Raw genomic sequence first — 20,162 nt, forward strand, 5'->3', positions numbered from 1 at the left:
CGGAGCCCCGAGCATGTCGGTCGTCCGCACGATCTCAGTGAGCGGCGCGGGCAGGGTGTTGTCGGAGCCTTTCCCTACGCTGGCTCGTGGGTCACTCCCCCGGTGGCCGTCGACGCAGAGGAGGTTCTCCGTGTTCCGCAAGGCCGTTCCGTGCGCCCTCGCCGCGCTGGTACTCACGCCGATCGCGTGGACGTCGGCGCCTGCCACGGCGGGTCCCCGGCTCGAATCTGCCGCGACACGGGTCACCGAGCGACCCTCCACCCCGATGGCGCAGATCCCTCGGGCCGGCCGCACGGCCAGTTACCTCGTCGACCTGCGCGACACCTCGCGTGCCGATCGCCTCGCCGGCCACAAGGCCGTCACCGCGGCCGGCGGGCGGGTCGTCGTCGCGTGGCCAGAGATCGGGGTCCTGGTGGTCCAGTCCCGCGACACGAGCTTCCTCACCAAGATCCGCCGCGCCAAGGTCGTGGCGGCGGTCGGAGCCACCCGCAGCATCCCGGTCAAGCCCACCGCCATCGGGGCCGGTGTGTCCACCTCCGAGGGCGGTCGAGGCGGGCGCGAGCGCCCCCAGTGGAACCTCTCGATGGTCCGGGCCGATCAGGCCCACAAGGTCACCCGCGGCTCGCGCTCGGTCACGGTCGCCGTCGTCGACGCCGGGATCGACCCGACGCATCCCGAGCTCCGGTCCGCGATCGACCCGGCCAAGAGCGTCGGATGCACGAACGGCGGCCGGCCCGACACCCGTCCCGCCGCCTGGCGCGCCACCACCGACTCCCACGGCACGCACGTCGCCGGCATCGTCTCCGCGGCCCGCAACGGCCAGGGGGTCGTCGGCGTCGCGCCCGGAGTGCGGCTGGCCTCGGTCAAGGTCCTCGACGAGGACGGCATGATCTACCCCGAGTACGCGCTCTGCGGCATCATGTCCGCCGCGCGGGTGGGCGCCAAGGTCGCCAACCACAGCTACTTCGTCGACCCGTTCGTCTTCTGGTGCGACGACCAGCCGAGCCAGGCCGCGGTCAAGACCGCGATGCGCCGGGCGTTCGCGTGGTCGACCCGCAAGGGGGTCGTCAACGTGGCCGCGGCCGGCAACTCCGGGCTCGACCTCTCGCGCAAGTCGATCGACAGCGAGAGCCCCACCGACGCCACCGAGCGCATGCGCCGCATCAACAGCGGATGCCACGACCTGCCCACCGAGCTGCCGAACGTCGTCTCGGTGTCGGCCGTCGACCGCAAACGCGTCCTCGCGTCCTACTCCAACGACGGCCTCGGCTCCATCGACGTCACCGCCCCCGGCGACGACGTGCTCTCCACCGTGCCGGGCAACAAGTACGCCATCGAGTCGGGCACCTCGATGGCCGCCCCGCACGCCTCCGGCGTCGTCGCGCTGCTCGCCTCCCGGCACCCCAAGGCCGGCCCCAGGCAGCTCGTCGCCATGCTCGAGGCCCAGGCCCGGCCTCTGCCCTGCCCGCGCGGTGACGCCCAGTGCCGCATCAAGGGCGGAGTCTCCAGCTACTACGGCCACGGTCTCGTCGACGCCCTCGCCGCCGTCCGTCGCTGAGTCACCTCGTCGGCCTCCACCACGCCGACGGCCGTCGACACCGGCGGCCGGATCGGCATGCGCTCGGCCCCGAACCGCACCGAATCCGGTGCTGCCGCCGCGCAGCTCACGCGGTGTGACCGCTCGCCGCAGCAGGTGACCGACTGCCGACGGGGCTGTGAGCCCCCTTGGCAGGAGTAGCGTGAACACGGTTGAGTGACCCCACGCCACCGACCCCGCAGGAGGACAACGTGACCGAATCGAACCTCGCCCCGACTCCCGAGCTCACGGCGCAGGCCAACGGCAAGGCGGAGATGTTCGAGGCCGCCGACAAGGACTTCGAGGGTTTCTGGGCGGAGCAGGCCCGCAACTACGTCACGTGGCGCAAGGACTTCGACACCACGCTCGACTGGAGCAATGCCCCGTTCGCCAAGTGGTTCGTGGGCGGCGAGCTCAACGTCGCCGAGAACTGCGTCGATCGTCACGTCGAGGCCGGCAACGGCGAGCGCGTCGCGTTGCACTTCGAGGGCGTCGAGGGCGACTCCCGCTCGATCACGTACGCCGAACTGCAGAAGCTCGTCTGCCAGGCGGCCAACGCGTTCACCGAGCTCGGCATCGGCAAGGGCGACCGGGTCGCGATCTACATGCCGATGATCCCCGAGGCCGTCGTGGCGATGCTCGCGTGCGCCCGGCTCGGAGCCCCGCACTCGGTGGTGTTCGGCGGGTTCTCCTCCGACGCGATCCGCTCGCGCATCGCCGACGCCGAGGCCAAGCTCGTCATCACCTCCGACGGCCAGTACCGCAAGGGCAAGGCCGCGCCACTCAAGGCCGCGGTCGACGAGGCTGTGAGCGGCGAGAACACGACGATCGAGCACGTGCTCGTCGTCAAGCGCACGGGCATCGACGTGGAGTGGAACGACAAGGACCTCTGGTGGGAGGACCTCGTCGGCAAGGCCTCCGACGTCCACGAGCCGCAGCCGATGGACGCCGAGCACCCGCTGTTCATCCTCTACACCTCGGGCACCACGGGTAAGCCCAAGGGCATCCTGCACACCTCCGGCGGCTACCTCACGCAGTGCGCGTTCACCAACTCGATCGTCCACGACGTGCACCCCGAGACCGACGTCTACTGGTGCACCGCCGACATCGGCTGGGTCACCGGGCACTCCTACCTCGTGTACGGACCGCTCGCCAACGGCGCCACCCAGGTGCTCTACGAGGGCACCCCCGACTACCCCCACCAGGGCCGTTGGTGGGAGATCGTCGACAAGTACAAGGTCTCGGTGCTCTACACCTCGCCCACCGCGATCCGCGCGTGCATGAAGTGGGGCGCCGACATCCCGCAGCAGTACGACCTGTCGTCGATCCGCGTGCTCGGCAGCGTCGGCGAGCCGATCAACCCGGAGGCGTGGCGCTGGTACCGCGAGTACATCGGCTCCGGCACCGCTCCCATCGTCGACACCTGGTGGCAGACCGAGACCGGCGCGATCATGATCTCGCCGCTGCCCGGGGTCACGGTGCTCGAGCCGGGTTCGGCGCAGAAGCCCATCCCCGGCGTCAGCGCCGAGATCCTCGACGACGAGGGTCAGCCGTTCACCGAGCCCGAGAAGGTGGGTTATCTCGTGCTCACCAAGCCTTGGCCGGCGATGCTGCGCGGCATCTGGGGTGACGACCAGCGGTACAAGGACACGTACTGGAGCCGGTTCGGCGACAAGTACTACTTCGCCGGCGACGGGGCGAAGTACGACGAGAAGGGCAACATCTGGTTGTTGGGGCGCGTCGACGACGTCATGAACGTCTCCGGCCACCGGCTCTCGACCGCCGAGATCGAGTCGGCCCTCGTCTCGCACCCGACCGTCGCCGAGGCCGCGGTGGTCGGTGCCGCCGACGACCTCACCGGTCAGGCCGTGTGCGCGTTCGTCATCCTGCGCGGAGGCGCCGACGACTCCGACGTGGAGAAGATGGTCGCCGACCTCAAGGCGCACGTCTCCAAGGAGATCAGCCCGATCGCCAAGCCCAAGTCGATCGCGGTCGTGAGCGAGCTGCCCAAGACCCGCTCGGGCAAGATCATGCGCCGCCTGCTCAAGGACCTCGCCGAGGGCCGTGAGATCGGTGACGCGACGACGCTGACCGACTCCTCGGTCATGGACACCATCAAGGCCGGCATGGCCAAGTAGTCGAGCCCCCACGCGTCGGCCCTGCGGCAGGGACCGACGTGAGGTGACCCGCATCGTCCTGCCGCCCGAACGCCCCACCGGACCCCTGCCGGTGGGGCGTTCCCTTTCCCGCACGCGATCGGGTACGACCGGGGTGCCGTCACCGTCAACGGTTCAGGTGGTTCACCGGGCGTTGTCGGTGGGGGTCGGTAGCCTCGCAGGCGTGAGTGCATTCACCGAGATCCTCGACCGCCTCCCCTTCGACACCTCGGCCCTGCGCAAGCTGCCGGTGCCGGGCCTGTCGGGTGACTGCCTGCTCGAACTCGACCTCGCGCGTGGCGTCGCCGAGACCGCGCCCACGTCGCCGATCGAGGCGCTGCGCGAACGGCACACCCCTACCTTGCACGCCCTTCTCGAGGGTCTTCGTGACGCGGCCGACGACCCCAAGGTGCGGGGTCTCGTCGTCCACGCCTGCGCCCCGACGCTCGTACCGGCGCACGCCGAGGAGGTGCGCGACGCGGTCGAACGGTTCGGTGACTCCGGCAAGCCGGTCGTCGCCTGGGCCGAGACGTACGGCGAGATGACCAACGGGGTCGCGGGCTACCTCGTCGCCACCGCCGCCGACGAGGTCTGGCTGCAGCCCACCGGATATCTGCAGATCACGGGCGCTGCGGCAGAGGCGGTGTTCCTGCGCGAGGCGCTCGACAAGACGAGTATCGAGCCGCAGTTCGACCGCCGACACGAGTACAAGTCGGCGATGGAGACGTTCACCGAACGGCACATCACCGAGGCCAACCGCGAGATGCTGCAATCGCTCACCGATTCGGCGGTCGAGGCGTTCCTCGCCGGCATCGCGCGCGGTCGCGGGCTCGAGCCCGACGATCTGCGCGGCGTGCTCGACGAGGGGCCGCTCGCCCCGGGGCGGGCTCTCGACCTGCGGTTGATCGACCGCATCGGATACCGCGACGAGGCCTACGCGTCCCTGCGCGCCCGCGTCGGCGCCGAGGACGACATCGAGCTGCGGTACGTCGAGCGGTACGACTCCGGCTTCTCCGGCCTGGAGTCGATCCGGGGGCGGGGGCGCAAGGTCGTCGCGATCGTGCAGGCGGCCGGCCCGATCCACCTCGGACGCTCGGGCAGCGCCCCGATGGGCGGCCGTTCCATCGGCTCCGACTCCCTCGCGGCGGCGCTGCGTCACGTCGCGAAGGACGACAAGGTCGGCGCCGTGGTGTTGCGCGTCGACTCCCCCGGCGGCTCAGCGGTCGCCTCCGACGCGATCCGGCGCGAGATCCTGCAAGTCAAGGCCGACAAGCCCGTGGTCGCGTCGATGGGGTCGGTCGCCGGGTCGGGCGGGTACTACATCTCGATGCCGTGCACCGAGATCGTCGCCGACGCCACCACGCTCACCGGCTCCATCGGTGTGCTCGGCGGCAAGTTCGTCGCCCAGGGGGGCCTCGACCGGCTCGGCATCCACCGGGCACTCATCGAGACCGGCCGTTACGCGGGGATGCTCTCGAGTCAGCGTGCGTTCACCGAGGAGGAGTGGACCCTGCTGTCGCGCATACTCGACGACACCTACGCGGACTTCACGAGCAAGGCGGCCGAAGACCGCGACCTGCCGCTCGAAGAGCTCGAGCCACTCGCCCGCGGACGCGTGTGGAGTGGAGCGCAGGCCGTCGAGCACCGCCTCGTCGACGAGGTCGGCGGCCTCGATGCCGCGGTCGGCCGGGCCTGCGCCCTGGCCGGTCTCGACCCCGACCGCACCGAGACCCGCATCAGCCCCAAGCTCGGCCTGCTCGACAGGTTCATGCCCGCCGACAACAGCGATTCGCCGATCTCCACCGCGGCCGGTGACCTGTCGGCGCGCGGCATCGTCCGGGCAGGACTCGGCGCGATGTTCGGCGAAGGGGTGCCGCTGCTCGACGACGCCCTCGCCGCGCTGGGGCTCGGCACCACCGGCGTGCTCACGATGACGCCCGTGCGCTGGCGTTGACCGGGCAGACCGAAGTGAGGACCGAAGCGGACCGAGAGGAAGATCCGAGATGACGGAGCGCGCGAGAAGCACCGAAGGAACGGACGACCCGGCGTCGTCCCGGGTAGACGAGGTCGGGCGCGTCGACATGAGCGATCCACCGGTGCTCGTCTCCCGCGACGGTCACGTCGAGACGTGGACGCTCAACCGGCCCGACATCCGCAACGCGATCTCCGACGACGAGATGATCGACGCGATCGTGGCATCCGTGGAGCGGGTCAACCGCGACGACGAGGTGCGGGTCGTCGTGCTCACCGGTGCCGGGTCGGCCTTCTCGGCCGGCGGCAACGTCACTGCGATGGCGGAGAAGTCGGGCATGTTCGCCGGCTCGCCCGCGCAGATGCGCGAGGGGTATCGCCACGGTATCCAACGCATTCCCCGCGCGTTGTACGAGTGCGACGTGCCCGTGATCGCCGCGGTCAACGGTCCCGCGGTCGGCGCGGGGTGCGACCTCACGCTCATGTGCGACCTGCGTATCGCGTCGAGCCGCGCGTTCTTCGCCGAGAGCTTCGTCAAGCTCGGCATCATCCCCGGCGACGGTGGCGCGTGGTTCCTCCCCCGCGTCGTCGGCGCCGCCCGGGCCGCGGAGATGGCGCTCACCGGTGACCGCGTCGACGCGCGGACGGCCCTGGAGTGGGGGCTCGTCTCACGCGTCGTGGAGCCCGACGAGTTGCTGCCCGCGGCTTTCGACCTCGCACGACGCATCGCGGTCAACCCGCCGCGCGCGGTCCGCATGACCAAGCGACTCCTGCGGGAGTCCGGCCACTCGAGCCTCACCTCCCTGCTCGAGCTGTCGGCGGCCCTCCAACCCCTCGGCCACCACACCGACGACCACATGGAGGCCCTCACCGCCATGCGCGAGAAGCGCGAGGGCGAATACACCGGCGACTGACCCCCGCTCGAACAGGCCCTTTCACCCACACGACCGCAGCCCATCACGCTCGAACAGGCTTTTCTACCCCACGACGGCGGTGAAAGCGCCTGTCCGAGCGGGAGCACAACGGTCGACGCGGGTGAAAGGGCCTGTCTGAGCGGTCCGACGACGACCGACGCGGGTGAAAGGGCCTGTCCGAGTCCGGCCCCTTCCGCTCAAGCCCGCGACCGCCCACCCGACGCGCTCGAACAGGCCTTTCCACCCACCCGGCACGCTCGGACAGGCCTTTTCCACCACACGAGGGCGGTGAAAGGGCCTGTCCGAGCGGGAGCACAATGGCCGATGCGGGTGAAAGAGCCTGTCTGAGCGGGAGCCCGGCGGCCGACGCGGGTGAAAGGGCCTGTCCGAGCGGGAGCCCGGCGGCCGACGTGGGTGAAAGGGCCTGTTTGAGCGGGGTTTCGAGTCGCGTGAGTTGCCGGCTGATGTCGGCTGATACCGGCGGGTGGGAGCGGGTGCGGGTGGGTGCGCGTGGGTCAGTCGGCGCGCAGGACGGGGACCGGAGTCTCCTCTGCCGTGGCGGCGGCGCCGCGTTCGGCGACGGCGGCGAGCGCGGGACGCAGGTCGAGCCACCACTGGTGGAGGGGGCGGCGGTTCTCGACGTCGAGGTGCTCGAGCATCCGGTCGACCGGGGCATAGGTGACGACGCCGTCGACGAGACCGACGGAACGGGCCTGGGTGTCGCCGTCGGCAAGCTGGTCGGCGAGCCCGTCGATGGCGTGCTTGACGAGTCGCGTCGCGAGGATGCGATCGAACGGGGTCGGGGATCCGCCCTGCTGGATGTGGCCGAGCACGGCCTGGCGCACGTCGAACAGCTCGTGCCCCTCCTCCTCGAAGAGGCGGGCGAGGAAGTCGGTGGTGTAGAGGTCGTTGGCCCGTTCGTTGCGAATGGCCAGGTAGAGCCGCTTGCCGTCGAGGAACGCCTCCCGCATGGTGGCGACGTCGCGTTCGAGCCCGGCGAGGGTGATGCCCTCCTCGTGGAGGTAGACGCGTTCGGCGCCGGAGGCGATTCCCGACATGAGCGCGAGGTACCCGCATCGACGGCCCATGGTCTCGACGACGAAGCACCGGCGCGCCGCGCTCGCCGACATCTTGATCGCGTCGAGGGCGGTGACGGCGCTGTTGAGCGCCGTGTCGGCGCCGATCGAGAGTTCGGAGCTCGGCAGGTTGTTGTCGATACTCGCGGGCACGAGCATCATCGGCAGGTCGAAGGCGGGGAACCGCCCGCGTTCGGCGTTGAGGAGGTGCACGGCCAGGTAGGCGTTGTATCCGCCGATGACGAGCAGCGCGTCGAGTTCGAGTTTCTCGATCGACCGGCCGAGCGCGTAGAACTGGTCCTCGCTCGGGATGCGGCGTCGTGTGCCGAGTTCGGCCCCGCCCTCGTTCGTCCAGCCCTCGACGTCTCCCCACGTGAGGTCGCGGACGTTGCCCTCGAGCAGCCCCGGGAACCCGCCGTCGACGCCGACGATGTTCATGCCGCGGGTGAGCCCGAGGCGTTCGGCGGCTCGCGCGGCGGTGTTCATGCCGGGCGCGAGGCCGCCGGCGTGCAGGACACCGATTCGCGGCATCGGTTCGACGGGCTCGGTCCGCGACGGTGGCCGTGACATGCGCTCGAAGACGTCGAGCATCTCGCCGAAGCTCGCCCCGCGGGCGAGAACGGCCGACTCGAAGTCGCCGATGTCGACGAATCTCGCGACCTCCCGGGTCTTCTCGACGGCCTCGACGAGGGGGATCTGGGCGATCCGGTTGTGTCGCACGCCGAGGATGTGCGGGACGCTCTCGGGGGTCGCGTCGAGCACTTCCTGCACCGCGGCGTAACCGAGGAGGGTGCTCATCCAACGGTCGTAGGCGCTCGGTGAGCCACCCCGCTGCACGTGGCCGAGGATCGTCACCCGGGTGTCCTCGCCGAGACGCTCGGCGAGAAGGTCTTTGACCTGCTCGGCGGTGATCGGGGTGCCGTGCCGGTCGTGGGCGCCCTCGGCGACGAGCACGATGCTGTCGCGACGCCCCGCGGCCCGGCCAGCCCGCAGCAACTCGCAGACCTCGTCCTCCCACCCGTCGGCGGGCGGGTCCTCGGGCACGAAGACGTAGTCGCAGCCGCCAGCGATCGCGGCCATGAGCGGGAGATAGCCGCAGTGTCGGCCCATGACCTCGACGACGAAGCTGCGTTGGTGGCTGGCGGCGGTGCTCGCGAGGGTGTCGATCGCGTCGACGATGCGGTGCAGGGCCGTGTCGGCGCCGATCGTCATGTCGCTGCCCACGAGGTCGTTGTCGATCGAGCCGACGAGCCCGGCGATCATGAGCACGGGATGGGCCGCGGCGGTCTCGGGGGAGATCTCACCGAGCTCGACGAGTTCGGTCACGAGCTGCGGCCAGTTGCGGCGGAACGCGTCCGTGCCGGTCAACGAGCCGTCGCCGCCGATGACGATGAGGCGGTCGATGCCGTGTTCGAGCAGGTGGCGCGCCGCGCGACGCTGCCCCTCCCATTCGCGGAAGTCCTTGCTGCGAGCGGTGCCGATGACCGTGCCGCCGCGGTGCAGGATGCTTCCCACGTCGTCCCAACTCATCGGGGTGATACCCGCGCCGCCGTCGACCGCCCCCTGCCACCCTTCGTGGATGGCGTAGACCTCGGCCCCGAGGTGGATGCCGGTGCGCACCACGGCCCGCACGGCGGCGTTCATGCCCTGGGCGTCGCCACCGCTGGTGAGGACTCCGATCCGGGTGGTCATCTCGCGCACTCCTCACGTCGCTGGACCGCGGGCCGTCGCCCGGCCACGTCATCCACTCGGCCTTCGCGGGCGCGACCTGACGACCTCGCCCGTGCCCGGCCGCAACAGGGCCGGATGCTGCCCATCATGCCGGGCGTCAGCGGGCGGCCGGCCCGAGGCGGGGGTCGAGGGCATCACCGGAACCGTCGTGGCGGTCCTCGCCGGTCATCGGCGACCACAGGTCACGGCGCACGAAGACCGCGCGCAGCACGTCGGGTCGGTCGGTGATGACCGCGTCGACGCCGAGATCGAGCAGTTGGTGCATGCTCTCGGCGTCGTCGACGGTCCACGTGACCACCCGTACCCCGAGGTCGTGAGCCATCTCGACGACGCGTTCGACGTGGATGCGCAGACGTCCGAGGCGCACGGGCACGTGCGCGAACGGGGCCGTGGCGATGTGGCGCGGCGGGCGGATGCCGGCGCGTGCGCACGCGATGAGCACGGTCAGGGAGCGCCAGCCGAGCGTCGTTGCGACTCCCGGCACCTCCTCACGCACGTCGACGAGCCACCGGTCCCAGGCACCAGCGATGCAGAGCCGTTCGGCCACTCCGGGCCGTTTGAGGGTGGCGACGAGCGGCCCGATCGCGCGTTCGTCCTTGAGGTCGACCGAGAAGCACGTGTCGGGAAACGCCTCGAGGGCCTCGTCGAGGGTGGGAATCGTCTCGCGGCCAGACACCCGCACGCGTCGCAGCTCCGCCAGCGTGCGCGCCGCGAGCGGCCCGCGAGCGTCGGTCACTCGGTCGAGGGTGGCGTCGTGGAAGCAGACGAGGTGCCCGTCGGCGGTGAGCCGCAGATCGCTCTCGAGGTAACGAAAGCCGAGGTCGGTGGTGAGAGCGAAGGCGGCGAGGGTGTTCTCGGGGGCCAGCCCGCCACCTCCCCGGTGGGCGAGCGCGATGGGCCCGGATGCGTCGGCGTACCCCATGTCTCCACTGTCGCCGACCGCTCGTCACGCCTTGAACACGTACGGGCCCGCAGCCGGGTAGTTCACCGACCTTTCACAGCCGCACCACTCCGCGCTCACACACGCGACTCGCGATCGCCACCCGGCGCGCCCCGTCGCACCAGGCCTCGCCGGTGCCCATTCGACTCGCTAAGGTCGGGGTTGACATGTTCGAGGGCGTTTGCCCGCACAGGAGGTTCCCGATGTCCACAGCAGTGCCCCCCACCCCGGACCCGGCCGCGCCGCGGGCCTCCGACCCGACGATCGGGCGGTTGGTCGCGGACGCCACCGAGAACCTGTCCGGCATCATCCGTGACGAGATCGCGCTCGCCAAGGCCGAGATCTCCGTCGATGTCTCCCGGGGAGTCAAGGGCGGCGCGATGTTCGCGGTCGCCGGCGTGCTCGCCGTCTTCGGCCTCACATTCCTGTTGCACACGATCGCCCTCGGCCTTCACGCCCTCGGTCTGGCGCTGTGGCTCTCCTACCTCATCGTCACCGTCGTGCTCTTCGTCATCGCGGGCATCCTCGCGCTCGTCGGCAAGGGCGTCCTCAGCAAGATCAAGGGCAAGCCAGAGCGCACGATCGACTCGGCGCAGCGCTCCATCGACACGATCAAGCGCAGCGCGACCGGAGACACCACGCGCACGACCCGCGTCGCCGACCCCATCGCCCACGGCGCCACCGACCGTCCGGGCCTGAGCGGTCCGGCTCCCACGCCCGGCAACATCGCCGCGGCGGGCACGGTGAGCACCGGCGGATCCGGGTCGACCGAGGTCACCGAGCGCTGACCCCGCACCCGCACGAGAACGGCGCGTCCCTTTCGGGGCGCGCCGTTCGTCATGTCGTGGCTCGTGTCGGGTCTCGTTCCGGCCCAGGTCTAATCACGAGCGGTCAGGCGGCGGTGCAGCCGCCGACCGGAACCTGATGCCCGGCACGTGCCGTGGCGAGGACGGGGGCGACCTCCTCGAGCCGCAGCGCGTACGCCGTGTCGGCCTCGTCCTGCGAGCGCGCGAACACCACGCCGGCGACCTCCCCGGTGGTCGTGAGCAGGGGCCCGCCGGAGTTGCCGGGGTGGATGTCGGCGCGCAGGCCGTAGATCTGCCGGCTCACGGAGGCATCGTCGTAGATGTCGCGACCGCGCGCGGTGATGAGCGCACCGACCCGCGCCGCGGAGACGGTGTAGGGCCCGCCGAGCGGGTAGCCGGCCACCGCCGCGTCGGCGCCCCGGCGCAGGGGTGAGGACGCCAGCGGGATCGGCGAGAGATCCCCAGTCTCGGCGGAGAGCACCGCGAGGTCGCGCCCCGCGTCGAACGCGACGACCCGGGCGGTGCTTCGCAACCGGTCCTTGGTGATGCTCACGTGTTCGGCGCCGCTGACCACGTGGGCGTTGGTCACGATCAGCCCGGGTGCGACGACGAAGCCGCTGCCCTCCTGCATGCGTCCGCAGGCGGGTGCGGTCACGTCGATGCGCACCACCGAGCGACCGGCCCGGGCCACCGCCGTGTGGTCGGCGACGGCGGGGTCGACGGCCTCGGCCGGCAACGCGGGTTCTGCGCCGCCGTGTTCGAAGACCCGGGGGAATTCGTACCGGGCGAACAAGGCCGTGACCTGGTGCAGAGCCTCGTTGCGGTCGACCGGGGCGACGTCGTCGATCGCCCGCAGCACCCGTGAGCCGTCGATCGTGCGCGACACGTCTCCGGGCAGGGCGACTCGCAACGCACCGGCACCGAGCCACACCGTGGCGGCCGCGAGCACGAGCGAGACGACTCCGCCGAGCAGCCGGTCGATCGGGCCGATGACGGCACCTCGCCGCGGCAGCCGCCGCGCCAGGCCCGAAAGGATCGCCTGGCCGACGAGGGCGGCGAAGACGACGACGGCGGCCAGCGCCGCGAGCAGCAGTGGCCCGTCGAGGCGGTCCGGCAGGCGCGCGACGAGGTCGGGGGCGAACCGCAGACCGAGCAGGCCACCGAGCGCGAAGCCGACGACCGCGCCCGCGATCTGCACGAACCCGCGCGTGAGGCCGGCCGCGACGTACGCGAGCAGGACGGCGGCGAGGAACACGTCGAGCGCGAGCACGCTCACCCCCGCGTCGGTCATCGTCATCCCCGCTCGTCCTGTCGGTCCTCGACCGATCAACGTTCCGCTGCTCGTGCCGGTTCCGCCTCGCGCGGAGGCAGGTGCGGACGGTGCCGTCGATGCGGTCGACCCGTCTCAGCCGCTCATCGCCCCGGACGGTCGTGGCCCTGCCCGCCCTCGTCCGCCTCCTCGGCGACGATCGCGGCGGGATCGCGGGGAGGTTCGCTCGTCATCGGCGCTCGCCCGGCGCTGACCCGGTCGGGCAGCACCCGGGTGACGGCGGGATCCCAGGGCCGTTCGAGCCCGGCGAGGACGAGCAACCGGTCGAGCAGGGCCGCGGTGAACCCCCAGACGAACAGACCCTCGATCTCGAAACCCACACCCGTGTACCCGACGGGGTGGGTCACGGTGAAGCGGTTGGCGGGGTCGGCGAGCTCGGCCACGGAGGCGAGCACGACCCGCTCGACCTCGGCCGGGGAGTTGACCCGCACCGCTGCGGGGCGCTGCCACCAGCCGAGCACCGGGGTCACCGCCGAGTTCGAGACCGGCACGTGAACGGCCGGGAACGTCGTCACGATGTCGACCCCGGCGGCATCGAGAGCGACCTCTTCTCCCGCCTCGCGCAGCGCCGCCGCGACCGGGCCACCGTCGGCCGGATCGACGCGGCCACCGGGAAACGCGACCTGACCGGCGTGCGAGCGCAGCCCGGCCGCCCGCTCGGTGAGGACGACGATCTGGTCTCCCGCGCGCTCGCGGTTCGGTCCGACGAGCATGAGCACCGCGCTCGCACGGTCACCGCGCCCCGCCGGTCGGTGGCGGTCGAAGAATCCCGCGGGCGCGCGCTCGGACTCCGCGGCCACTCGGTCGAGCCACGGCGGGCGGGCGATCACGACGACGCCCGATCGTCGGCAGGCAGGTCCTTGACGAGCTTCTCCGCCGTCTGGGGGTCGGTGACGCCGATGCCGTACGACGGGCACCAGCGCGCGACGGGGCACGCACCGCAGGCCGGGCGACGGGAGTGACACGTGCGCCGGCCGTGAAAGATCAGCACGTGGGAGAGCATCGTCCACTCCCTCTTCGGGATGAGGGCGCCCACGGCGTGCTCGACGCGCACGGGATCCTCCTCGTCGGTCCACCCCATCCGCCGCGCGACGCGCCCGAAGTGGGTGTCGACGGTGATGCCCGGAACACCGAAGGCGTTGCCGAGCACGACGTTGGCCGTCTTGCGTCCCACCCCCGGCAGGGCGACGAGTTCGGTCAACGAGTCGGGGACCTCGCCGCCGTGCCGCTCGACGAGCGCGGCACCGATCCCGATGAGCGAGGTCGCCTTGGCACGAAAGAACCCGGTCGGCCGGATGATCGTCTCCAGCTCCTCCCGGTCGGCGCCGGCGTAGGCGGCCGCGTCCGGATACCGCGTGAACAGACGCGGGGTCACCTTGTTCACCCCGACGTCGGTCGACTGCGCCGAGAGCACCGTCGCGACGAGCAACTCGAGCGGAGAGGTGAAGTCGAGCTCGCAATGGGCGTCCGGATAACGTTTGTGCAGAACCCGGTACATGCGTCGCGCACGTCGCTTGAGCGCGAGCGGCGTCTCGGTACGCGCTCGCACCGCGGTGGATCCTGACCGCACATGCGGTGCGGTCTCGTCCGGAATGATCGGGCCGGTGCTCACGCACCCAGCGTAGGACCGGGCCTCGACGCGAGATCGCGCCTAGTGACCTCTGGCACACTGGACCCGTGGAGAACGACGTCGTACGCAAAGCCCCCCTGTTCGCGGCCCTGGACGATGCCGACGTGTCGGCGCTGCAGGCCACGATGTCCACGAGCCGTCTAGGCCGTGGCGAGGTCCTCTTTCGGGAGGGCGAGCAGGGAGACCGTCTGTACGTCATCCAGTCCGGCAAGGTGAAGCTGGGCCGCTCGAGCGCCGACGGCCGTGAGAACCTCGTCGCGATCCTCGGCCCGGGCGAGATGTTCGGCGAGCTCTCGGTGTTCGACCCCGGCCCGCGCAACGCAACCGCCACGGCGGTCGCCGAGACCCACCTCATCGGTCTGGGCAACGAGGCCCTGCAGCAGTTCCTCCTCGCGCGCCCGCCCGTGGCGCAGAGCCTGCTCGCGGCGTTGGCGCGGCGTCTGCGTCGCACCAACGACTCCCTCGCCGACCTCGTCTTCACCGACGTGCCCGGCCGCGTGGCCAAGGCGCTGCTCGATCTCTCCGAGCGCTTCGGCCGTCCCGTCGACGAGGGTGTGCTCGTCGCCCACGACCTCACGCAGGAGGAACTCGCCCAACTCGTCGGCGCCTCCCGCGAGACCGTCAACAAGGCTCTCGCCGACTTCGCCACCCGCGGCTGGCTGCGCCTCGAGGCGCGCGCCGTCGTGCTGCTCGACGTCGACCGCCTGCGCCGCCGCAGCCGCTGACGTTCGCGCCGGCCGGTCCTCACGCGACGCCGGCGCATGGCCCGGGTTCAGGACCTCTCGGTACCACGCAGGTGGTGCAACTGCGCCTCGACGCTGCGGGAGGCCGCCGGCCACAACTCTCGCGGCACGTCGGCGTAGACCACCTCGAGCACCGACTGCACGTCGGTGGCTCCGCCTTCGACGGCCTGACGTACCTGGTCGAGGCGTTCCCGCCGATGATCGAGGTAGAAGTGCACCGAGGCGTCGGCGTCGGGCAGGTACGCGCCGTGCCCGGGCAGGAAGCGTCGCACCCGCCCGCTGCCCGTGAGCCCGGCGAGCCGGTCGAGGGAGGCGAGATAGTCGTCGAGCCTGCCGTCGGGCCAGGCGACCATCGTCGTCCCCCATCCGAGCACCGTGTCGCCGGTGAGCAGGGCGTCGTCGGCACCCACGTAGAAGCACACCGAGTCGCGCGTGTGCCCCGGGGTGGCGAGGACACCGATCTCGAGGTCGCCGGCGACGATCACATCGCCGTCCGTGAGGTCGTCGGCACCGGGCCCCTCGGCCCGCACCCGGCTGCGGACGCGCTCGGCGAACACTCCGGCACCCTCGGAGTGGTCGGGATGCCGGTGGGTCAGCAGCACGGCCTCGACCCGCCGACCGTCGACGACCTCCTCGATCGCGGCGAGGTGGCCCTCGTCGGGCGGCCCGGGGTCGACGACGACGCACGACGATGCGCCCGCGTCACCGATGACCCAGGTGTTCGTGCCCTCCAGCGTCATCGGCGAGGGGTTGGGAGCGAGCACGGCGCGAACGTGTGCCGAGCCCTCTCCTCCGGTCCAGGTGCCCGGCTCGACCGGTGGGGTGGGAGGGGTCGCACTCATGGATGATCTCCTGACGGGCTCGGGCCTCCGCGGTGGGCCGGCAACTCCACGCGCAGCCGCGAACGGCCCGCGTCGTCGCTCTCGAGCACCGGCATGACGCGCAGCATCGGCGGCGCCGAGCCGAGGAACTCCCGCGCGTCCCGCGCCGCCGCGACCTGTTCCAGACAGACGACGGTGGGCGGCAGCAGCTGCGCGCGACCGGCCTCGAACTCGGCGAGCAACGTCCTCGGACGCACCCAGTCGGCGGCGGCGGCCTCGGTGGTGCGGTCGTCGGGCGTCTGTCCTTCGGGCAGACGCGCCGCGAAGAACCTCGTGTCGTAGCGGCGGCGTTCGAACTCCGGCGTGACCCAGTGCGCCCAGGGTCGCAACAGGTCGGTGCGCAGCACGAACTCACGCCGGATGAGCAGCTCGGCGAACGACTGCTCGCGAGACAGCAACCGGTCACGCTCGGCGTGCCACTGCTCGCTCGACACGTCGCCGACGAGCGTCTCGGCGTCGGGCCCGGCCAGCAGCACCCCGCATTCCTCGAACACCTCGCGGGCGGCCGCGACGACGAGCTCACGCGCCTCGGCCTCGTCGGACGTGCCGAGCCAGGCCGCCCACTGTCGCGGCGACGGGCCCGCCCATGGGAGGTGGTCGTCGGCGTCGCGCGCGTCGACTCCCCCACCGGGAAACACCATGCGGTTGGGCGCGAACGCCATCGACGAGCGGCGCCGAAGCATGAAGACCTCGACCTCACCCGAGGCCCCGGTCTCGGTCCCGGCCTCTGCCTGCGAAGCGTGCCCCGTCGATGCCGCGCCCCGGGCGCCGGCCGCATCTCGCACGACCATGACCGTCGCGGCCGGTCGAGCAGACACCACCTCGTGCCCTCGCTCCTTCTCCCCGCCGTCACCGTCACCGTCACCGGCGAGCGTCACCAGGTCCACGGGCACGTCGAAGTGGCGGACCCGCACCGGGATCCGTGGGGACTCGGGCGCGCTCACGTCACGCTCACCTCTCCTCGCAATGCCTCAGCACGCTGTGTCTGACAACGCCTCACGAACGCCCTCGGGCACTCGGCGCACACCGCAACGTCGCGGGTCGGTCAGTCGTCCTCGGCGAGGGCGACGAGGATCTCGACCTCGACGGGCGCGTCGAGAGGAAGGGCGGTGACACCCACGGCGCTGCGCGCGTGCACGCCTGCGTCGCCGAACGCGGCACCGAGGAGGTCGCTGGCCCCGTTGACGACACCGGGCTGGCCGGTGAACGCGGGGTCGCTCGCCACGTAGCCGACGACCTTGACCACCTGGGCGACCCGATCTAGGTCACCGACGACGCTCTTCACGGCGGCGATCGCGTTGAGCGCGCACACCTGCGCGAGGTCCTTCGCCTGCTGCGGCGTGACGAGCCCCTCACCCTCGCCGACCTTGCCGGTGGCGAGCATCTGACCGTTCTGCATGGGCAACTGCCCCGAGGTGTAGATGCGGCGGCCGTCGCGCTGGGCGGGCACGTAGGCGGCGACGGGCGGCACGACCTCGGGAACGGTGAGTCCCAGCTCGGCCAGACGATCTTCGACGTTGCTCACGATGTTTCTCCTCGCTGACGCCGCTCGGCGTCTCGGTGACACGGCTCTGTGAGCCCGGGGAACGCGACGCGGCGTCGCGCCCGGGTCAGGACTGCAGCGGACGCTTGAGGTAGGCGACGAGGTTGCCCTCGGGCATGACGACGACCTGGACGAGCTCCCAGCCGTCGGAGCCCCAGTTGTCGAGGATCGCCTTGGTGTTGTGGACGATCAACGGAACGGTGACGTCTTCCCACGTGGTCATGCCCCGACAATAGGCGGTCCCACCGACAGCCCGCCCGGCCCTCGCCACACCTCGTCATCCCTCGTCACCGCTCGCCTCCCCTCGTCATGCGCCGGTACACCCCCGGCACGCCTGAGATCGGGGACGCACCACCGAGCGCGACCCCTGCCGGGTCGCCGAACAGAGAGCCTGGTGCGCAGGCCGCGACCGCGCGCAGAGCGGGCCCGACGGCCCGTCCCTAAAGTGGTGGCATGGCCGACACCTCCGAGCTCCCCGTCGACGACACGGGTGCGCGACCCGATTGGCCCGGCGTCCGATTGCACGTCGTCACGGGCAAGGGCGGCACGGGCAAGACGACCGTCGCGAGCGCTCTCGCCCTCACCCTCGCCAGCCTCGGTCGCAAGGTCCTGCTCGTCGAGGTCGAAGGACGCCAGGGCATCAGCCAGGCGTTCGACGTGCCGCCGCTCGCCGACGACGAGCGGCTCGTCCTGAAGGTCTCGGGCGGTGGCGAGATCTGGGGACTCGCCGTCGACGCCAAGGCCGCGTTGCTCGAATACCTCGACATGTACTACCGGCTCGGGCGTGCGGGATCGGTGCTCGAACGGATGGGAGCCGTCGACTTCGCCACGACCATCGCGCCGGGCGTGCGCGACGTGCTGCTCATCGGCAAGGTCTACGAGGCGGTGCGGCGCCGCGCCGAACACGGCCGGAGCGCGTCCGGCACGGCTGCGGGCACGTCTGCGTGGGTCTACGACGCCGTCGTGCTCGACGCGCCTCCCACGGGCCGTGTCGGTCATTTCCTCAACGTCAACGAGGAGGTGGCCGAGCTCGCCAAGGTCGGCCCCATCCGCAGCCAGGCCGATTCGGTCACCCGCCTCCTGCGTTCCGAGGCCTGCGCCGTGCATCTCACGACGATCCTCGAGGACATGCCCGTGCAGGAGACCGTCGACGCCGTGGCCGAACTCGCCCGCATCCGCGTCCCCCTCGGCGCCATCGTCGTCAACCAGGCCCGCGACGAGTTGCTCTCCGAGGCCACGCTGGAGCGTCTGGCGGAGCTCGACTCCCCTGGTGTCCTCGCCGCGATCGGCGCCGACCTCGCCGCCGCGGGACTCGACGGGTCGCCGCAGGTCGTCACGGCGCTCGTCGACGAGGCCCGCGATCACGCGGCCCGTCTCGCGCTGGAGGACGAGCATCTGGTCACTCTCGCCGGCCTCGACGCGCCGCTCTACGTCCTGCCCCGCGTCGGCGACAGCGGTGATCCCGGCGGCATCCGCGTGCTCGCCCAACACCTCGCAGAGCAGGGAGACTGGTCGTGAACGCCCCCACCCCCGGCGCCGCCCGGCGTCCCGGCGCCCGGCCCGCCGGCCGGCCTACCGCGCAACTCTCGGCCCCGTTGTCGCTCGATGCCGACACGGTCATCGCCGATCCGAAGATCCACATCGTCGTGTGCTGCGGCTCCGGTGGGGTGGGCAAGACGACGACGGCCGCCGCGCTCGCCGTGCGCGCCGCCGAGCAGGGGCGTCGGGTCGCCGTGTTGACGATCGACCCCGCCCGCCGCCTCGCGCAGTCGCTCGGGCTCACCGAACTCGACAACATCCCGCGCGAGGTCCCCGGCATCGACAGCACCGCCGGAGGCAGCCTCGACGCGATGATGCTCGACATGAAACGCACCTTCGACGAGGTGGTGCAGGCGCACGCCACCCCCGAGAAGGCCGAACAGATCCTCGCCAACCCGTTCTACGAGGCGCTCTCCAGCTCGTTCGCGGGCACGCAGGAGTACATGGCGATGGAGAAGCTCGGGCAGCTCCGCGGTCTGCGCGGCGACGACGGACGGCCCCGGTGGGATCTCGTCGTCGTCGACACCCCGCCGTCGCGGTCGGCCCTCGACTTCCTCGACGCACCCTCTCGCTTGGGGTCGTTCCTCGACGGCCGGTTCATCCGCGTGTTGCTCGCCCCGGCCAAGGCCGGAGGCCGCGCCTACACCAAGGTCATGGGCGCGGGCATCGGCATGGCCTCGGGAGTGCTGTCCAAGCTGCTCGGCGCGACGACGCTCGACGACGTCCGCGGGCTCGTCGCTGCCCTCGACACGATGTTCGGCGGATTCCGCGAACGTGCCGACCACACCTACGCCCTACTGCGGCAACCCGAGACGGCGTTCCTCGTCGTCGCCGCGCCCGAACGCGACGCGCTGCGCGAGGCCGGTTACTTCATCGACCGCCTCGACGCCGACGGGATGCCGCTCGCGGGGGTCGTCGTCAACCGCGTACGCCGTGCGCGCACCGACGCCGTCTCGGCCGAGGGCGCGTACTCGGCGGCCGAGACCGTGCGTGCCGAGGCCGGCGAGGATCCCGAGGCGATCACGACCGCCGAGCTGCTCGAGGTGCACGCCGAGATCGCGGCCGAGGCCAGGCGGCACAACCGGCTCGTGCGCGACTTCGCCGCCCGGCATCCGCGGGTTCGGTTCGCCGAGGTGCCCACCGCCGCCACCGACGTCCACGACCTCGACGACCTGCGTCGCATCGGGGCGGCCCTGGCAGAACGGACGGCAGAACGGACGGCAGAACGGACGGCAGAACAGGTGGTCTCGGAGGCCTGAGCAGGCCACGTCGCCCCGCACGAGTCGCGCGACGAGATCGCGGGCACACGCAACGCCCACCCTGTGG

The 20,162-nt window shown here is 71.5% G+C and carries 17 protein-coding genes; 8 read left to right on the top strand and 9 right to left on the bottom strand.

Going from position 1 to position 20,162, the window contains the following annotated elements; genetic code table 11:
* The first annotated feature begins 130 nt into the window (after positions 1-130).
* From BN1197_RS07140 to BN1197_RS07155, 4 genes are all read left to right on the top strand, one after another.
* Positions 131-1,558, top strand: a complete 1,428-nt coding sequence (locus BN1197_RS07140; RefSeq protein WP_245851847.1) for a S8 family peptidase — start codon at positions 131-133, stop codon at positions 1,556-1,558.
* Between the two features lie 230 nt (positions 1,559-1,788).
* A complete protein-coding gene (gene acs, locus BN1197_RS07145) occupies positions 1,789-3,714 on the top strand; it encodes an acetate--CoA ligase (RefSeq protein ID WP_040157684.1) in 1,926 nt (641 codons plus the stop codon).
* A 202-nt stretch (positions 3,715-3,916) separates the two neighbouring features.
* Positions 3,917-5,686 carry a signal peptide peptidase SppA gene (gene sppA / locus BN1197_RS07150; protein WP_052466163.1) on the top strand — a complete coding sequence of 590 codons (1,770 nt, stop codon included), beginning with the start codon at positions 3,917-3,919 and terminating at the stop codon, positions 5,684-5,686.
* A 127-nt stretch (positions 5,687-5,813) separates the two neighbouring features.
* Entirely contained in the window at positions 5,814-6,617 is an 804-nt protein-coding gene (locus BN1197_RS07155) for a crotonase/enoyl-CoA hydratase family protein (protein ID WP_040158083.1), read from the top strand.
* A gap of 515 nt (positions 6,618-7,132) precedes the next feature.
* Here BN1197_RS07155 and BN1197_RS07160 read toward each other — a convergent pair.
* Together BN1197_RS07160 and BN1197_RS07165 are read right to left on the bottom strand one after the other, a co-directional pair.
* Positions 7,133-9,385, bottom strand: a complete 2,253-nt coding sequence (locus BN1197_RS07160; RefSeq protein WP_040157686.1) for a 6-phosphofructokinase — start codon at positions 9,383-9,385, stop codon at positions 7,133-7,135.
* 136 nt (positions 9,386-9,521) lie between these two features.
* Complete coding sequence (locus tag BN1197_RS07165) at positions 9,522-10,346, bottom strand: glycerophosphodiester phosphodiesterase family protein (protein WP_040157688.1); 825 nt, start codon at positions 10,344-10,346, stop codon at positions 9,522-9,524.
* A 221-nt stretch (positions 10,347-10,567) separates the two neighbouring features.
* On the opposite strand from BN1197_RS07165, the gene BN1197_RS07170 reads away from it, so the two are divergent.
* A complete protein-coding gene (locus BN1197_RS07170) occupies positions 10,568-11,152 on the top strand; it encodes a phage holin family protein (protein WP_082043707.1) in 585 nt (194 codons plus the stop codon).
* Positions 11,153-11,255: 103 nt separating this feature from the next.
* Here BN1197_RS07170 and BN1197_RS07175 read toward each other — a convergent pair whose 3' ends face one another.
* From BN1197_RS07175 to nth, 3 genes are all read right to left on the bottom strand, one after another.
* Positions 11,256-12,467, bottom strand: a complete 1,212-nt coding sequence (locus BN1197_RS07175) for a MarP family serine protease (protein WP_052466165.1) — start codon at positions 12,465-12,467, stop codon at positions 11,256-11,258.
* Positions 12,468-12,583: 116 nt separating this feature from the next.
* Positions 12,584-13,330, bottom strand: coding sequence for an NUDIX hydrolase (locus BN1197_RS07180; RefSeq protein WP_095999869.1), 747 nt, complete (start codon positions 13,328-13,330; stop codon positions 12,584-12,586).
* A complete protein-coding gene (gene nth / locus BN1197_RS07185; protein ID WP_261795896.1) occupies positions 13,327-14,070 on the bottom strand; it encodes an endonuclease III in 744 nt (247 codons plus the stop codon). Before nth ends, BN1197_RS07180 begins: the two co-directional genes overlap by 4 nt.
* Positions 14,071-14,177: 107 nt before the next feature.
* Between nth and BN1197_RS07190 the strand changes: the two genes are divergently transcribed.
* Complete coding sequence (locus BN1197_RS07190) at positions 14,178-14,855, top strand: Crp/Fnr family transcriptional regulator (RefSeq protein WP_040157689.1); 678 nt, start codon at positions 14,178-14,180, stop codon at positions 14,853-14,855.
* A gap of 47 nt (positions 14,856-14,902) precedes the next feature.
* Here the strand turns inward: BN1197_RS07190 and BN1197_RS07195 are convergent, their stop codons facing one another.
* The 4 genes from BN1197_RS07195 to BN1197_RS17300 all read right to left on the bottom strand — a co-directional run bounded on the left by BN1197_RS07195 (position 14,903) and on the right by BN1197_RS17300 (position 17,520).
* The gene (locus tag BN1197_RS07195) at positions 14,903-15,715 is read right to left on the bottom strand and encodes an MBL fold metallo-hydrolase (RefSeq protein WP_040157691.1); all 813 of its coding nucleotides are present in this window, start codon (positions 15,713-15,715) and stop codon (positions 14,903-14,905) included.
* The gene (locus BN1197_RS07200) at positions 15,712-16,698 is read right to left on the bottom strand and encodes an NUDIX hydrolase (RefSeq protein ID WP_096807370.1); all 987 of its coding nucleotides are present in this window, start codon (positions 16,696-16,698) and stop codon (positions 15,712-15,714) included. Before BN1197_RS07200 ends, BN1197_RS07195 begins: the two co-directional genes overlap by 4 nt.
* Before the next feature lie 101 nt (positions 16,699-16,799).
* Positions 16,800-17,279 carry a RidA family protein gene (locus BN1197_RS07205; protein WP_040157693.1) on the bottom strand — a complete coding sequence of 160 codons (480 nt, stop codon included), beginning with the start codon at positions 17,277-17,279 and terminating at the stop codon, positions 16,800-16,802.
* A gap of 85 nt (positions 17,280-17,364) precedes the next feature.
* Complete coding sequence (locus tag BN1197_RS17300; protein ID WP_095999870.1) at positions 17,365-17,520, bottom strand: DUF4177 domain-containing protein; 156 nt, start codon at positions 17,518-17,520, stop codon at positions 17,365-17,367.
* 230 nt (positions 17,521-17,750) lie between these two features.
* Here BN1197_RS17300 and bagA point away from each other — a divergent pair, with 230 nt between their 5' ends.
* Together bagA and bagB are read left to right on the top strand one after the other, a co-directional pair.
* Entirely contained in the window at positions 17,751-18,815 is a 1,065-nt protein-coding gene (gene bagA / locus BN1197_RS07215; protein ID WP_052466169.1) for an ATPase BagA, read from the top strand.
* Positions 18,812-20,095: an ArsA family ATPase gene (bagB, locus tag BN1197_RS07220; protein ID WP_082043708.1), complete on the top strand. Its 1,284-nt coding sequence runs from the start codon at positions 18,812-18,814 to the stop codon at positions 20,093-20,095. Before bagA ends, bagB begins: the two co-directional genes overlap by 4 nt.
* Positions 20,096-20,162 lie beyond the last annotated feature (67 nt).

The sequence above is a fragment of the Mobilicoccus massiliensis genome, from assembly GCF_000826525.2.
Taxonomy (GTDB): Bacteria; Actinomycetota; Actinomycetes; order Actinomycetales; family Dermatophilaceae; genus Mobilicoccus; species Mobilicoccus massiliensis.

Bases quoted from the DNA above. Each gene is read 5' to 3' on its own strand.
- BN1197_RS07155 (WP_040158083.1), top strand. From the start codon at position 5,814: ATGAGCGATCCACCGGTGCTCGTCTCCCGCGACGGTCACGTCGAGACG.
- BN1197_RS07160 (WP_040157686.1), bottom strand. From the start codon at position 9,385: ATGACCACCCGGATCGGAGTCCTCACCAGCGGTGGCGACGCCCAGGGC.
- BN1197_RS07165 (WP_040157688.1), bottom strand. From the start codon at position 10,346: ATGGGGTACGCCGACGCATCCGGGCCCATCGCGCTCGCCCACCGGGGA.
- BN1197_RS07170 (WP_082043707.1), top strand. From the start codon at position 10,568: ATGTCCACAGCAGTGCCCCCCACCCCGGACCCGGCCGCGCCGCGGGCC.
- BN1197_RS07175 (WP_052466165.1), bottom strand. From the start codon at position 12,467: ATGACGATGACCGACGCGGGGGTGAGCGTGCTCGCGCTCGACGTGTTC.
- BN1197_RS07195 (WP_040157691.1), bottom strand. From the start codon at position 15,715: ATGAGTGCGACCCCTCCCACCCCACCGGTCGAGCCGGGCACCTGGACC.
- BN1197_RS17300 (WP_095999870.1), bottom strand. From the start codon at position 17,520: ATGACCACGTGGGAAGACGTCACCGTTCCGTTGATCGTCCACAACACC.
- bagA (WP_052466169.1), top strand. From the start codon at position 17,751: ATGGCCGACACCTCCGAGCTCCCCGTCGACGACACGGGTGCGCGACCC.